We start from the raw sequence: 15,422 nt of genomic DNA on the forward strand, positions 1-15,422 counted from the left end.
GGGGGGGGGGGGGGGCGCCCCCCCCACCGCGCACACCCCCCCCTCCCCACAACAACATAGTGCCCCATCTGTCCTCATCCAACTCGCGGTGCGCCGCGCCGGGGGCGGCCCCCCCAACACTGAACAGGTCGCCGAATGTGATTGTTCCCGATCCGATTCAGACTTTGACATCGAATCGGTTGAAGCCGAATCGGCGATGGCGCGTGGAACAGGCGAATATGCGGGGACGTTGCCACAATGGTTGTCCACTTGGCCCCATGCCGTCCCGCGTGATCTCGTATTTCCGCGTTGGACCACGGTCTGCCGAATCCAGAAGTCGCACGGATGGCCACTGTGAGTTATTGAGAAACGCCGAACAGCGAGAGCGACAGCGACCTCCGCCCCCGGGGCTTCCACTGTCACAGTGACACCGTGGCCGCTCACACCGGCCACGGCAGCTGATCCCTCCGACCGCGACGCCCGATTCGTCAAGTGAAGTGAGTTCGGGCGTCCGCGGCCGGACCGCCATCCGTGCGTGTACCGCACGCTCGGCACGGATCGCGAACTAGCCCGAATTCCTTTCCGGCAGAGTCAATTTCACGCTGCTATCGGAAATCGCCAACGTCAATCGGGCCTTCGTACTGCCGGGCGCTCGATCGATGGGCAGCAGAGCCGGATTCAGATCGAACCGAGGGAACGCCCCCGCAGCGATCAGCAATCGGATGCGGTGGCCACGCTTGAACAGGTGCACGGTGCCGTCGAGCTCGAGATCGATGGAATGCTCACCGCCTTCGGGAAACCGGGTGATCTCGTCACAGACGTTGATCGACTTCTTGTGAACGTCGCACAGGCGAACGAAGACATCGAATCCTGAGGATGCTTCCACGGTCAGCGCGACGCGTGGCACACCGGCGACCAGCACATCCTCGGCCAGGGGCGCGCTGGTGTAGACGACCACATCGCCGCGAGCCTCGAGCTTGCCGTTGTTCACATAGCCCGCACCCATACCCATGATGTTGCCGCCATAGGACGGTGTGGGATCGGCCGTGTCATAGACCAGCGTCGTCCACTGGCCGTCGGGCTCGGCAGGTTCATGCCGCAACCGTCCGCCGTGCGCACCACACAACTCTCGGGGCGCCGCCGCGGGTGGCCAGGATTCGAGGACCGTTTGTCGCTTCGTCCCGCCGATGGCCACCCGATGCCCGATCGACACCACCCGATCGGGTGTCCCGTCGAGCAGTGCGTCGAGCCAATCCAGCGATCGGTTCGCGAAGTCCAGGTTCAGCAATGCCGCCGCGGGTTCAGCGTGGCCACCCCGCGTCATGTGCACCTCGAGGTCGACGCCACGGGCCTGGAGAACGCGCCATTGAGTCAACGTCTGCTTCGCGAACAAGTCGTTCCACGCTCCGTTCAGCAGAACGGGTCGCTCGATTCGTTCGAGCACCGAAGTGTGACTGTAGGAAGCCCAGTACGGGTCCGACAAGTCGCGGTGGGTGACCCAGTCGGCGAACCATGGCGCGAGCGCTCGCATCTGCGCGGTCGACGACTTCTCCAGCGGCGTGGTGGCGAGCATTTCCTTCCCCCTGGCCAGGGATCTGAACATGGCGAGCGTCTCCGCGAAAATGGACGAGGAGGAATTATTGCGGTGCGACATCAAGTCCGACCAACCGTGGAAATTGAGCAGATCGAAGGCACCACGCCCGTGCATGATTTCGCCGAAGTCGTGGGGCCCGATGGCCGCGATCATGCCCTTCCATTCCGGATAGTCGTTCTCGGCGAGAGCGAACTGGGTAAACGCCAGGTAGCTCGTCCCGTATGTCACGAAGCGACCGTCGAACCATGGCTGCTCCCGCATCCATTCGACGACGTCGTGACCGTCATCGGCCTCGTGGATCATGGGCTCGAAGACACCCTCGCTCCCGTCGGTGCCACGGCTGGCGGTGACCAGGACGGTGTAACCGCGGGCCGCGTAATAGGCGAATTCCAGACCGCCTTTGGAGCGACCGTACGGCGTTCTGACCAAGAGCGTCGGCCGCCGGCGCGACCCTCCGGGACGATAGAGATCCGCCATGACCACCGTGCCGTCTCGAAGCGGCACGCGAAGATCCCGCGTGCGTTCGTATCGGTTCTTGACGGGCGTCCCGCCGCGCAGTTTCCAGGCCAGCCGATAGCCCACTCCAGGACCCGATTCCACCGTCTCGGCTGTGATTGTCTGAACCATTTCTATTTCCTTTCGAAGACCACAGCGGACGGGTGCCGCGGCGATCTGTAAGTCACCTGCTGATCCAGTACCGATGCGGTGCCGTAGGCGGCGATCGATCGAACCTCTGCCACCGAGATCCCGTCATCAGCGAAGTGCAAGGTTTCGAGCGAATCGGGGGCGATGCCGTTCTCCACCCAATTCATCAATGCGATCATGCCGGTGGCCAGGTCGATGCCGAAGCCCGACGGGATTCGGAAGCTGTGCCCGTCACCGGCGCACAGGAAGAAGCGTGCGAACTCGTCGGTCGCAGGGCGGCCGCCCATGTGCTCGATCACATTGTCGAAGTAATGCCGTGATCCTTGCGAGAAGATCACCTGATCATCGGTGCCGTGCGTGAGGAGGAGTTTTCGGCCGCCGTCACGCAGCTCGGACAGATCGGGGTCCTCGACGGACAGGTACGCGAATTCCTCGATGCCCTTCAGGAAGAGTCGTTCGTATTCGTCGAAGGTCAGAGTCCGCCAGTCCCATTCGGGATCACGCTGCAACCAGGTCGCGAACCATGACAGCGCGATGGCCCACGGGTCCGGCGTGCGGCGCCCATCGGGCTCTTCCTTGGTGATGCACAGCCCGTGGGGTCCCAGGGCACCCCACGATTCGGCGCCGGGGCGTAGCCCGAACCACAATTGCTCGCCGGTCGCGGTCCGGGGGCCGTCCCAGATCATCTTCATGACCTGAGCGTCGGCCTCGACAATCGGGCCGGCCGTTGTTGCCTGGCCGACGAGGCGATATGGGTCGAATGCCGGGGGTTCGTCGCTGGTGGTGAACGATTCGGGCGAGCCGGTGCGCAGCGCGAAATCGTCGACGACGGCCTGCCGGAAGGCTTCGAACTTCTCGGGTGCGAGTGCATTGTCCAGCTCCTTCATCACCAGTGCCGGCCACAACTCGGCCGGGATGAGCCGGGTCCAATTCATCGCCGGATCCGACGACCACACGCCGTCGTAGTCGGCGGGATGGAGCCGGGCCTGGGCGATCGCTTGCCGCCCACCGCCCGACGTGCCCTGGAAATAGGAGAAGCGGGGTGTGGCCCCGTGGATCGCGGTAGTGACCGCCTTACCTATCACGGTCATGTCGTGCGTGCTGCGGTGAACCCAGTTCTCGATGAGGTTGTCGTCGAGTTCACCGGTGCTCTCGTCGAGCTGCCAATCCGATATCCGGGGGTCCCGGCCGACCCCACTGTCAGTGCTCGCCGCAGCGAAGCCGTTGCGCACCGCGTTGGCGAGTGTGGCGCCGCGGAACTCATCACCCGGCATGAGGCCCGCCGTGGTCCGGTTTCCTCCTCCCGCAGTGCCCAGGAATCGCCCATTCCAGGTCAGCGGCACCCAAACACGAATTTCGACCGTGTGCCCACCGGGATCCTGCTGGTGCACCACGACCTCGCAATAGCCGGGCAGGTCCTGCTCGATGAAGGCCGGCATCCCGATGGCGCTGGCGGGGACGTTCAGCTGTCCGGTCCGGTTGATCGCGACAGATACCACCGAGGTATCGGAGACCTCGGCCAGCGCGGCTGCGACAACCGCCTCGGTGCATCGGTGGACGACCTGAGGATCCGGCTCCGAGGTCGGGACCACGAGCCATCGGTCCCGCGCTGTTCGCTCGATCTTTTCCATAGTGGTCTGCCTTTCACTGCAGGGGTGTCGCGTGCGCCCTGACGTGTTCGATGATTTCCTCGCTCACGCGCGTCGGCTGCTCGACATTGGCCAGGTGTGCGGCCGAGGCGACGACGACATGCTGTCCATGTGGCATCGCCGCGGCGACAGCGAAGCCGTGCTCAGGCGGTGTAGCGGTGTCGTCGGAACCGCTGAGTACCAACGTCGGCGTCTCGATGGCCGGCAACTCGGGGAAGAGGTCGAAAGACTCGATGGCTTGGCAACATCCGGCATAGCCTTCGGCAGCTGTCGTGCTCACCATCGACCGATAGCCCCGCACCTGGTCTGGATGGGCATCGCGCCAAGCGGGGGTGAACCAGCGATCGACCACAGCCTCGGCGACAGTGGCGGTGCCGCGTTCGCGCACCTGACCCGCTCGCAGCTCGTAGTTCCCTGTGCCGCCCAGTGCGACAGATGTACAGCAGAGGGTCAGCGACATCAACCGCTCGGGCTGGTGCCGCCCGAGCCACATCCCGACCATGCCGCCCAGTGACAGTCCCACGAAATGCACTCGCGCGAGTCCCAGCCGATCGAGGAGATCGACCACGTCCGTACCCAGCTCACCGACGGTGTAGGGACCCGCCGGTACGGGCGACCGCCCGTGACCGCGGTGGTCGTAGCGCATCACGCGGAATCCAGCTGCTACCAGGGGCTCGACTTGGGGCGACCACATCCTCGAATCACTGCCGAGGGAACCGCTCAGCACCACCGCGGGAGCGTCGGATGGTCCGTCGACAACAACATGGACCGGCACCGCCGCGCTCATCGCGCGCCGATGATCTGGTCGTCGACGATGTCGGGCTTCGTCGCCACGGCATGTTCCTCGCTTGCTCTGGGGCAGTCAGTGGGGGGCGGATTCGACGATCCGGCGTCCGGTGTCGTCGGCTACCGCCGAGCTGTGACGGGTCAGCGGAAGGATTTCGAGCTGCATGTAGGGGAACAGCGGCAGGTTCCACAGGATCTCGTGCAGTTCCTCGGCGGACTCGACGTCGAAGACGCTGATGTTGCTGTACTGACCGACAATCCGCCACATATGCCGCCAGGTCCCGTGCCGCTGGAGGAACTGGCTGTATTCCTTCTCGCGGGTCACGATCTCGGTGCGCCGGTCGGGATCGAGATCGTCGGGAATTTTGACGTCCATGCGAACGTGGTAGAGCGCCATAGGGTTTCGACTCCTGTCAGGGACGGGTGAATGCCGCGACCGCGGCGGGATCGAGTTCGACACCGAGGCCGGGGCCGGTCGGCAGCGCGACTCCCCCGTCGCCGTAGCGCAGCGGTTCGGTGAGCAGTTCCTCGGCGAACAGCAGGGGGCCGAAAAGCTCGGTGCCGAAGTCGATACCTGGTTGGCTGCAGGCGAAATGGATCGACGCAGCGGTGCCGATCGGGCCTTCGATGGAGGTGGCGCCGTGGCAGGCCAGGCCCGCGGCGCGTGCCACCGCGACCACCTCCCGGCTCCGAGCGAGGCCGCCGCATTTGGTGGTCTTGACCGCGATGACATCCGCGGCCCGCAACCGGGCGACGGTGAGCGCATCGTGGGGGGTGCGAACGCTCTCGTCTGCCATGATCGGCACCGGTAGCGCGGCATTGAGCTCCGCGAGTACCTCCAACTGCTCACCCGGAGTGGGCTGTTCGATGAGTTCGACTCCGCCGGCCGCCAACGCGGGCAAGTACCGCAATGCTGTCAGCCGGTCCCAGCGGGCGTTGATGTCGACCCGGACACCGGCCCTGCCTTCCAGGGCACGGGTCACCGCGAGCACCCGTTCGGTGTCTTCGGCCGGATCCAACGCACCCATCTTGAGTTTGAAGCTGTGGTGGAGCTTGCGCTCCAGCCTGTCCTCCGCCTCGGCCACGATGGCCTCGACCGGCGCGGCCCCCAACGCCCAGGTGACCTCCACACTGTCGCGGAAGGCGCCGCCGAGCAGCACATGCATCGGTACGCCGAGTGCCCGCGCCCAGGTGTCGTGGAGCGCGACGTCGACTGCCGCTTTCGCGAAATGTGCTGCGGCGACGACACGTTCGATGTCCAGCATGATTCGGGTGATCTCGTCGGCACGTCGCCCGACGACGACCGGCGCAATGTAGCGCTCGATGATCGCCTGCATGGTCTCGACCGATTCACCGCCCCACCACGGGCCGCCGGGGACGACTCCTTCGCCGTGTCCCACCGCGCCACCCGCGGTGCGGATCTCGACCAGCAGCAATGGCTGGGCGCTCATCGACGTGGTCGCGAATTTATGCGGGCGAACCAGCGGAACGTCGAGAACGGTCGTGCGCAACGAGTCGATCGTCAGGTCGTGCACCGGATACCTTTCGGAGTTGATCAGGCGGGATCGAGGACGAAGTCGTACTCGACGTGATCGATGCCCTCGGCGTCGGCGCGCGGGCGCAGGATCAGCTCGGGCTTGACAGCGGTGGCGACGTCGTCGCCGATCCAACTACCGCCGTCGAAGTAGAGCTGGGTGGTGATGGTGCGCTTGCCGGGCGCCTTGACCATCAGGTGCAGGTGAGCCGGACGCCACGGGTGCCACCCCGCCTTCTCGATGAACCACCCGGTGGGGCCGTCGGTCGGGATCTGGTAGGGCGCCGGGCGCACCGTGGTGACCACGAAGTGCCCCTCGGCGTCGACCTCGACCGTGCCACGCAGAATGCCGTCGGGGGTGTTGCTGGCGAAGTGCGAGTAGTACCCCTGCGCGTCGGCGTGCCAGATCTCGATGGTGGCGCCCGGCAGCGGTGTGCCCTCGAGATCCCGGACCTGGCCGGCGAAGACGAGCGGCGAACCTTCCTCGTCCTCGCGCATCGGCAAGGTGCAGGTGGCAGGCAGACGCGTGGTGTCGGGGACGTAGTACGGGCCCTCGATACTGCCCTTGGTGCCGCTCTGCCCACGGTAGGCGACTTCTTCGATGTCGTGCTCGACGAAGACGTCGAGCCACAGCGGCCATTCGCCGTACTGACCGACGTCGATGAGCCACTGTTTGAGCACGCGGTACTCGGCGTAGGTGATCGCGTGTTCGTCGATGATCCGGGCGAAGGACCGCAAGACGTCGGCGGCGATGGCGGCCAGGCGCTGCGGGGAGGTGTCGGCGCTGACGCGGGTGCCGGAGAAATTCGCGGTAGCAGCAGCGCCGGAACCGGCAGCGGTGGGCTGCTCGACAGTGGTCATAGTGGGTTCTCCTGAAGGGAATTGGGGCTGGGAGTTCCGTGCATGCCGCGAAGCCTGTGTACGCTATGCGTACAAACCGCTCGCTCTGCGTACAAAGACAACTGTGCGGGGCGTCACAAACCATTGTCAATCACCTCGACCCGGCGAAATGCCCAGTCCCGACCCAGGTGGGTGCATGAACATCAACGAGCGCGACTACGTCCGCAGCATCGACCGCGCCTTCGCGGTCCTTCGCGCCTTCGACGCCGACCGGCCGAATCCGACCCTGGCCCAGCTGGCCGACGCCACCGAACTCTCCCGTCCCGCTGTGCGACGCATTCTTCTCACGCTGCGCGAACTGGGCTTCGTCACCGACGCTGCCGGCCGCTGGTGCCTCACAGCTCGGGTGCTCACGCTCGGCGAGCACTACTCCGCCGCAACATCGCTGGTCCAGGCGGCGATGCCGCACCTTGTTCGGATCGCCGAACGCACCAGGGAGTCGGCATCGTTGGGCGTCCTCGACGACGGGTGGGTCATCTACGCCGCGCGAGTTCCCGTGCGCAGGATCATGAGCATCAATGTCGCGGTAGGGACCCGAGTTCCGGCCTACGCCACGTCGATGGGGCGCGCGCTGCTGGCCTGGCAGCCCGAATCGACCATCGCCGAGGCACTGGACACCGTCCCCCTGACTCCACTCACCCCCCGGACCATGACCGATCCGGCCGCGCTGCGGACCGAACTGGCCACCGTGCGCGAGCAGGGATTCGCCCTCGCCTACGGCGAACTCGAGGACGGCCTCATCTCCATGGCCGCACCAGTTCGCGACAACTCCGGGGCCGTTGTCGGCGTGCTGGCCTCCTCCACATCCACGGGGCGTTCCACTCCGGCACGATTCCGGGCCGAGGTCGCGCCCACGCTGTGCGCGCACGCCGATCGGCTCAGCACCGAGCTCGGTCACAGCCCGAACATCTGACGTGGGGGCCTAGGTCAGCACTAGGCATTACCCCGGTGTGACGGTGGACACAAACTGCCATCGTAATGCGGTAGAACACGCACGCCACCGGAGGATTCATGACCGAGATACTCGACCGGCCCCCACGCGCCGACAGTCTTGCCGACAGATTGCGCGGCAAGCTCGACGGCGCGCTCATCGAGGACCCGGCCACCGGCCGCTACCAGATGCGACGTGAGGTGTTCACCGACCCCGAGCTCTTCGAGCTGGAGATGGCCGTCCTCTTCGAAGGCAACTGGGTCTATCTGGCCCACGAATCGCAGATCCCGAACGTGGGCGACTATTTCACCACCTACATCGGCCGCCAGCCGGTGGTGATCTCGCGCGACAAGACCGGCGAGCTGCACGCGCTGATCAACGCGTGCAGCCATCGGGGCGCGATGCTGTGCCGCCGCAAGACCGACAACCGAACCACGTTCACCTGCCCGTTTCACGGATGGACCTTCAGCAACAACGGAAAACTGTTGAAGGTCAAGGATCCTCGCGAGGCCGGGTATCCCGAGCAGTTCAACACCGACGGCTCGCACGATCTGACCCGGGTGGCTCATTTCGAAAACTACCGCGGTTTCCTGTTCGGCAGCCTCAACCCCGACGTCGTACCGCTCACCGAGCATCTCGGGGAGACGACGGCCATCATCGACATGATCGTCGACCAATCCCCCGACGGTCTGGAAGTGCTCCGCGGTGCGTCCACCTACACCTACGACGGCAACTGGAAGCTGCAGGCAGAGAACGGCGCCGACGGCTACCACGTCTCGGCCACCCATTGGAACTACGCCGCCACCACGGCGAGGCGGACCAGTGGCGAGTCCACGAACACGACCAAGGCGATGGACGCGGGCACATGGTCCAAACAGAAGGGTGGCTACTACTCGTTCGACCACGGCCACCTGCTGCTGTGGACCAAGTGGGCCGATCCGGCCAACCGGCCACTGTCCGAGCGGCGCGACGAGCTGATCGACCAGTTCGGCCAGGACCGCGCCGATTGGATGATCGGGGTCTCCCGCAACTTGTGCCTCTACCCGAACGTCTACCTCATGGATCAGTTCGGTTCTCAGATCAGGCATTTCCGGCCGGTCTCGGTGGACAAGACCGAAGTCACCATCTACTGCATCGCGCCCAAGGGCGAGAGTGCGACGGCACGCGCGCATCGCATCCGGCAGTACGAGGACTTCTTCAACGCCACCGGCATGGCCACCCCGGACGACCTCGAGGAGTTCCGGTCGTGCCAGAAGACCTACCTCGCTCGCAGCGCTCCGTACAACGACCTCAGCCGCGGCGTCACCCATCAGCTCGATGGCCCGGACGAGGACGCCCGCCGCATCGGGATCAACCCGGTTTCGAGCGGCGTCAAGGTCGAAGACGAAGGGTTGTATCCGATCCAGCACGGCTATTGGGTCCGTGCCCTGCGTCGCGCGCTGGATCACGGAATCGGCGGCTCAGCCGGGACCATCACCGGCGCCCGCGGTCAGGAGCTCACTCGATGACTGCCGTCATTCCGACCACGATCACCCGAGAAGCAGTGGAGCAGTTCCTTTTCCGAGAGGCTCGTCTGCTCGACGACCGCGCTTTCGACGAGTGGATTCAGTGCTATCACCCCGACGCCGAATTCTGGATGCCGGCCTGGGCCGATGACGGTGACCTCACCGCTGATCCGCTGACCGAGATCTCGCTGATCTACTACCCCAATCGCGGCGGCATCGAGGATCGGGTGTTCCGGATCAAAACCGACCGATCCAGCGCCACCAGCCTGCCCGAGCCGCGCACCGGACACAACATCACCAACGTGGAATTGCTGGAACGCCGCGACGCCGAGATCGATGTGCGCTTCAACTGGTTCACCCTCTACTTCCGCTACACCAATCTCGACACCTACTTCGGAACCTCCTACTACACCGTCGATTTCGCCGGTCCGCAGCCGCTGATCCGGCGCAAGAAAGTGGTGCTCAAGAACGACTACATCCACCACGTCGTCGACATCTATCACGTGTGAGGAGGCACAGATGAGTTATCGCGTTGCCCTGAGTTTCGAGGACGGGATCACCCGCTTCGTCACCTGTGCCGCCGACGAGGTCGTCGCCGACGCGGCCTATCGCGCGCGGGTGAACATTCCCCTGGATTGCCGTGACGGCGCCTGCGGGACGTGCAAAGCGTTCTGCGACTCCGGCCGCTACGACGGCGGCGACTACATCGAGGAAGCCCTCACCGACAACGAGGCCGATGCCGGCTTCTGTCTGCCCTGTCAGATGACCCCGCGATCAGACCTGGTGCTGCGGATCGCGGGCACCTCAGACCTCGCCAAGACCGCCGCCGCGACGTTCACCGGAAAGGTGGTGGATATTCAGCGGTTCTCCGGCACCACAGCGGGTCTCACCATCGAGGTCGGTAACCGCGCGGATCTGATCTTCCTGCCCGGCCAATATGTCAACCTCACCGTGCCGGGCACCGATGCCACCCGTTCGTATTCGTTCAGCAACGCTCCCGAGGCGACCACGGTGTCGTTCTTGGTGCGGCTCCGCGACGCCGGTGCCATGACCGACTACCTGCGCGAGCGGGCTCGCCCGGGCGACGAGCTCACTTTCACCGGCCCGCGTGGCAGCTTCTTCCTGCGTGCGGTCACCCGCCCGGTGCTGCTGGTCGCAGGAGGTACCGGACTGGCCCCGATCCTGTCGATCCTGGAGCAGATGCGCGCCGACGGTGTCGTGTATCCAGTCCGGCTACTCTATGGGGCGAGCAATGACGCTGACCTCATCGAGCTCGACCGACTCGACGGATTCGCCGCCGAATTATCCGACTTCGGCTACGAGGTATGCGTTTCCGGCACCGGGACGAGCGCGCGGCGACGCGGCCACGTCACCGACCTGATCACCGACGAGCACCTGCACGCGGGCGAAGTCGATATCTATCTGTGCGGACCCCCACCGATGGTCGAATCGGCGCGAACCTGGCTCACCGACCACGCAATCACCCCGGCCAACTTCTTCTTCGAGAAGTTCGCGACCTCGGGCGCCCTGAATTCCGCGCTGGCCGGAGTCGCCTCGTGAGCATGCTCACCGCCGGCCGATTCGCCGACCGGATCGTGATGGTCACCGGATCTGCCCAGGGCATCGGCCGGACTGTCGCGCGGCGCGTCGCGGCGGAGGGCGGTGCGGTCGTGCTCGTGGACCGCTCCCCGCTCGCTCGCGACGAAGCAGCCGAGATCGAGACCGGCGGCGGCCGCGCGCTGGCTGTACTCACCGACCTCGAGACGGCCGAAGGCGCCGCGGCCGCGGTGTCGGCCGCCCTGGATCGGTTCGGGCGCATCGATGTCCTGATCAACAACGTGGGCGGCACCATCTGGGCGCGGCCGTTCCAGCACTACACCGCCGACCGCATCGAGGCCGAGATCCGGCGCTCGCTGTTCCCGACGCTGTGGATGTGCCACGCGGTACTGCCGCATCTGATCGAACAGCGTTCCGGGGTGATCGTGAACGTCTCCTCGGTGGCGACCCGCGGAATCAACCGCGTGCCCTACGCGGCGGCCAAAGGCGGGGTCGGTGCGATCACCACGGCGCTGGCCATGGAAGTCGCACAGTATGGGATTCGAGTGGCTGCCACCGCTCCTGGCGGCACCGAGGCACCACCCCGGCGTATCGCCCGCGGCCCCGCTCCAGCAGACGACCGTGAAGCGGGCTGGTACGACGAGGTGGTCTCCCAGACCACCTCGTCGAGCCTGCTTCACCGCTACGGCACGCTCGACGAGCAGGCCGCCGCGATCTGTTTCCTGGCCTCCGACGAAGCCGGTTACATCACCGGCACCATCCTTCCTGTCGCCGGTGGCGACCTCGGCTGACCGTCTTCCTCCTCCGTTTAACCCCTTCTAGCTTGGTGGTAACCGATGCACGACTCCTCTTCCTGGCGTTCTCCACGCCATCGACCACTGCCTTGCGCGCGCGTTCTTCTCGAGCCGTGCTCGGACTAGCGTGAACCCATGACGACCCTGCTCGGACGCGACCGCGCGTTCATCGCACTTCGGGACGCGGTGGCGCGGGCACAGGCCGGCGCCGCGCTGTCGCTGGTCGTCGACGGCAACCGGGGATTGGGCAAGACCGCGCTGCTCGAACAGTTCCGGGCCGAGCACATCGGCCTGCCTGCCCTGTGCGCGCGGGCCCATCATTGGGAACGGAACACACCCCACGCGGTGGTGGAACAGCTGACCAAAGCGGACGTCGCCGAACCTGGCTGGCAAACGGTGCTCGACCGAGTTTCCGACGCCGCGATCACCGGGGGTCCGGTTCTGGTGCTCGTGGACGACGCACACAACATCGACCGTGAGTCGATGCGGGCGCTCACCGGGGCACTCGACCGCGCCGTCGAAGGCATGCTCGTGGTCCTCGCCGTCGATCCCGACACCGCCGAGCCAGGCGACGCCGAAACGCTCGCACTGCTCGACGACTGCCGTCGCGAACGGATCTGGCTCAGGCCACTGACACCAGCCCATGTCGCTGTCCTCGCCGTCGAGGTCGCCGGCGTTCGACTCGGCGCCGTGTCGACCGCGCGCCTGGCCGCACACACCGGCGGTAATCCGGCCCACCTGGTGCGCCTACTGCGCGAGAGCGATCCACAGATATGGAGTCGCTGGACACCCCTACTCCCTGTCCCCAGAGCCGAATACGCCGCCGCGGCCGCAGCACTGGGTTCGGCAACCGACTCCGGACGCCGGCTACTCGAAGCCGCGGCAGTACTGTCCACCAGCAGCGGACTCGGTGAAGCCGCCGCGCTGGCCGGTGTCACCGACCCGGTCGCCGCTCTCGACGCCGCCCGTGCGACCGGGTTGATCCGTCTCGATCAGACCCGCCCGCTGTCCGTGGTCGCCTTCCCGGACCCCGTGGTTCGCGCGGCCGTACTGAATTGCCTTCCAGCCCTGCGACTGCGGGAATTGCACCGGCGCGCGGCCGCGTCGGCTGACGATGAAGGCGTACGCCTCGCGCACCTGGTCGCCGCCGAACCCACGGCCAACCCTGCCCTGGCCACTCGACTCGACATCTATGCGGCCACCCGTGCCAACAACGGCGAATGGGGGGCGTGTGCGGACGCCCTCATCGCTGCCAGCCACATTTCCTCGACCCCACGGGAGCGGGAGAACCGATTGATCCGCGGTGTCGACGCGCTGATCGGCGCCGGGTCGATCCCGCGCGCCGAAGCGCTCGTTCCCGAGATCGAAAGCTTCGGTGACGGCGCCCTTCGCGATTCGGTCCTCGGGCATCTGGCCGTGATGCGCGGCCGCGCCGCCGAAGCGCAATTGTTGCTGACCCGCGGCTGGCGCGAACTCGGCGACGACCCAGCGGGCCCGGTCGCTGCCTCGATCGGTCAGCGACATGTGCTCGACGCCCTCGCTCGCTGGGACGGTCACCGCCTTCTGCACTGGGCGGGCCAAGTAGCCCGGATCACCACCGGGAGCATGCCCGAAGCTATCGAAGCGGCCGCCATCAACGGGCTGGGCCACGCTATGACCGGGGACATCGCCACGGCCTTGCGCACCTACGACACCGATCTGGTCGAGTCGGTCTCCGGTGCCCAGTCCCAGCGTTTCAGAATGGCCAAAGGCTGGCTGGCACTGGCAATGGACGACTACGACGACGCCCGCCTGCTGCTGGCCAACGCGGTGCCCACCGCGTTCCGCTTCGGTTCGGCTCGCATTTCCCTCTGGGCCCAAGCATGGCTGGCGCGCGCCCAATTCGCGGTCGGCGAGTGGGACGAGGCGCTGCGTACTGTCGAGCATGCCGCCCTCGACGCCGAGGAGTCCGGTATCCACCTGATCCGTCCGTTGATCCACTGGACCGGCGCCCAGATCTGTTCTCTGCGAGGCGAAGACGACAGCGCGCACGCGCATCTTCGTCTCGGGCGCGCCGACTCCCCCGAGTACATGGCGATGCGAATTCCCGCCGGCCTAGCGCAAGCTCAATACGCCGAATCGCGCGCCGACTACCAAGGCGTCGTACGTGCCCTCGGCGGAGTGGCGCGAATCGCGCCCGACAGCGATCTGGCCGGGCTGTGGCCGTGGGCAGACCTCTACGCCACCGGGTTGGTTCTGACCGGCCGCGTCGGCGAGGCGGACACTTTCCTCGCCGGCTACGAGCACAGCGCCGCCGTGATCGACCACCGCTCTTCGCTCGCGCGGTTCGGCGCGGTCCGCGGGCGCATCATCGCTGCTACCGACGGCATCGACGCGGCCCGCCCCGCTTTCGAATCGGCGCTGCAGGCTGTGGAGGACCTCCCACTGCCGTTCGAGCGCGCCCGGATCGAATTCGCCTACGGACAGGTACTCCGACGCGCCGGCAAACGTCGTGACGCCGACACCGTGATGCGTTCGGCCCGTGAGCTGTTCGCCACCCTGGGCGCGCAGGTTCTGGTGCAACGCTGCGACCGCGAACTCAAGGCGGCCGGCGTCAATACAACGCGTAGCCGCGACCCGTTCTTCGAACTCACCGAGCAGGAACGCGCGGTCGCGACTCTGGTCTCGGCGGGACGAACAAATCGACAAGCCGCCGAGGAATTGTTTCTGTCGGTCAAGACAATCCAATATCATCTGACCCGCGTCTACGCCAAGCTCGGAACCCGCTCGCGCACCGAACTTGCCGCCTACATGCACGAGGCCGACCGTTGAAGCGAGCGGTCGGTTCGTCACCAGTCGGCCAGCCAATCGCGCGAGCCCGGTTCGTTGCCAGTGAGATCGCTGCTGCCCGGAAGGTGAAGTCGTCGCCACCATGGTGCAAGCATCTACGCGACGCGCGGGATCGACGCCCACCGTATCGGTCGCCCACCGCTTTCGAACACGATAATCCCCATGTCAATCAGTGGCTTCAATGCCCGAATAATGTGCTCTGCCCCAAAGACAATGTTGAACAGGGCATACTTTCCGACCGACCGCAGCGATCGCGAATGCCACGGTGACCTGGGCGACAGGCTGCATCGCAGCGACGACTTCCGTGCATTCCCTCGGTTGTGCAATCGCCGCCGCAAACCGCAAACACCACAATGATGGGGCAACACCGCCCGTGGCTACGGCGCTTCGGGCATCCGCTACACAAATCACACCGCTATTTGCCGATGAGCAGCACGCTCCTGGGTTGTAGAAGGTTGGTGCACTGGTCGATACCCCCTCCGGACGCAATCAGTACGCCCACCGGTTCCTCCGTTAGTGAGGAGTCGTCTCAGAACGCACCCGGCGCGGCCTCGGCGAAGCCCCAATGCGGCCGGGACCCCGTTGACCAATCGACACGCTGACCACCGGTAAGGAGTACTTATCGGCGCTCAGGGGTCTCGCTGACACCCCAGGTAGGCTCTCCGATCGATCACCGATGACCCGACCTCGCTCAACAGCCAAAATGCCAAACGCCCCGG

At 65.8% G+C, this 15,422-nt stretch carries 12 protein-coding genes; 6 read left to right on the top strand and 6 right to left on the bottom strand.

The genetic code is table 11. From position 1 onward, the window contains the following. Positions 1-544 precede the first annotated feature (544 nt). From ACFWPX_RS03705 to catA, 6 genes are all read right to left on the bottom strand, one after another. The gene (locus tag ACFWPX_RS03705) at positions 545-2,200 is read right to left on the bottom strand and encodes a CocE/NonD family hydrolase (protein ID WP_378925710.1); all 1,656 of its coding nucleotides are present in this window, start codon (positions 2,198-2,200) and stop codon (positions 545-547) included. Positions 2,201-2,202: 2 nt separating this feature from the next. Next, positions 2,203-3,849 (bottom strand): tannase/feruloyl esterase family alpha/beta hydrolase, encoded by a 1,647-nt coding sequence (locus ACFWPX_RS03710; protein WP_378925712.1) that lies wholly within the window; start codon positions 3,847-3,849, stop codon positions 2,203-2,205. Positions 3,850-3,862: 13 nt separating this feature from the next. Further along, a complete protein-coding gene (pcaD, locus tag ACFWPX_RS03715; protein WP_378925715.1) occupies positions 3,863-4,654 on the bottom strand; it encodes a 3-oxoadipate enol-lactonase in 792 nt (263 codons plus the stop codon). 75 nt (positions 4,655-4,729) lie between these two features. Then, entirely contained in the window at positions 4,730-5,050 is a 321-nt protein-coding gene (gene catC, locus ACFWPX_RS03720) for a muconolactone Delta-isomerase (RefSeq protein ID WP_378925717.1), read from the bottom strand. 16 nt (positions 5,051-5,066) lie between these two features. Continuing rightward, complete coding sequence (locus tag ACFWPX_RS03725; protein WP_378925719.1) at positions 5,067-6,188, bottom strand: muconate/chloromuconate family cycloisomerase; 1,122 nt, start codon at positions 6,186-6,188, stop codon at positions 5,067-5,069. A 20-nt stretch (positions 6,189-6,208) separates the two neighbouring features. Then, a complete protein-coding gene (catA, locus tag ACFWPX_RS03730; RefSeq protein WP_378925721.1) occupies positions 6,209-7,048 on the bottom strand; it encodes a catechol 1,2-dioxygenase in 840 nt (279 codons plus the stop codon). 175 nt (positions 7,049-7,223) lie between these two features. Here catA and ACFWPX_RS03735 point away from each other — a divergent pair, with 175 nt between their 5' ends. The 6 genes from ACFWPX_RS03735 (at position 7,224) to ACFWPX_RS03760 (ending at position 14,685) form a co-directional block, all read left to right on the top strand. Beyond that, positions 7,224-8,000 (top strand): IclR family transcriptional regulator C-terminal domain-containing protein, encoded by a 777-nt coding sequence (locus ACFWPX_RS03735; RefSeq protein WP_378925724.1) that lies wholly within the window; start codon positions 7,224-7,226, stop codon positions 7,998-8,000. Between the two features lie 98 nt (positions 8,001-8,098). Continuing rightward, the gene (gene benA, locus ACFWPX_RS03740) at positions 8,099-9,526 is read left to right on the top strand and encodes a benzoate 1,2-dioxygenase large subunit (RefSeq protein WP_378925727.1); all 1,428 of its coding nucleotides are present in this window, start codon (positions 8,099-8,101) and stop codon (positions 9,524-9,526) included. Then, a complete protein-coding gene (benB, locus tag ACFWPX_RS03745; RefSeq protein ID WP_378925730.1) occupies positions 9,523-10,032 on the top strand; it encodes a benzoate 1,2-dioxygenase small subunit in 510 nt (169 codons plus the stop codon). Before benA ends, benB begins: the two co-directional genes overlap by 4 nt. A gap of 10 nt (positions 10,033-10,042) precedes the next feature. Next, positions 10,043-11,083, top strand: coding sequence for a benzoate 1,2-dioxygenase electron transfer component BenC (gene benC, locus ACFWPX_RS03750; RefSeq protein WP_378925732.1), 1,041 nt, complete (start codon positions 10,043-10,045; stop codon positions 11,081-11,083). Between the two features lie 2 nt (positions 11,084-11,085). Then, the gene (locus ACFWPX_RS03755) at positions 11,086-11,871 is read left to right on the top strand and encodes a 1,6-dihydroxycyclohexa-2,4-diene-1-carboxylate dehydrogenase (RefSeq protein ID WP_378926133.1); all 786 of its coding nucleotides are present in this window, start codon (positions 11,086-11,088) and stop codon (positions 11,869-11,871) included. A gap of 138 nt (positions 11,872-12,009) precedes the next feature. Further along, entirely contained in the window at positions 12,010-14,685 is a 2,676-nt protein-coding gene (locus ACFWPX_RS03760) for a LuxR C-terminal-related transcriptional regulator (protein WP_378925733.1), read from the top strand. Positions 14,686-15,422: the final 737 nt, after the last annotated feature.

This window comes from Nocardia sp. NPDC058518, from assembly GCF_042719655.1.
In the GTDB taxonomy this organism is placed as follows: Bacteria; Actinomycetota; Actinomycetes; order Mycobacteriales; family Mycobacteriaceae; genus Nocardia.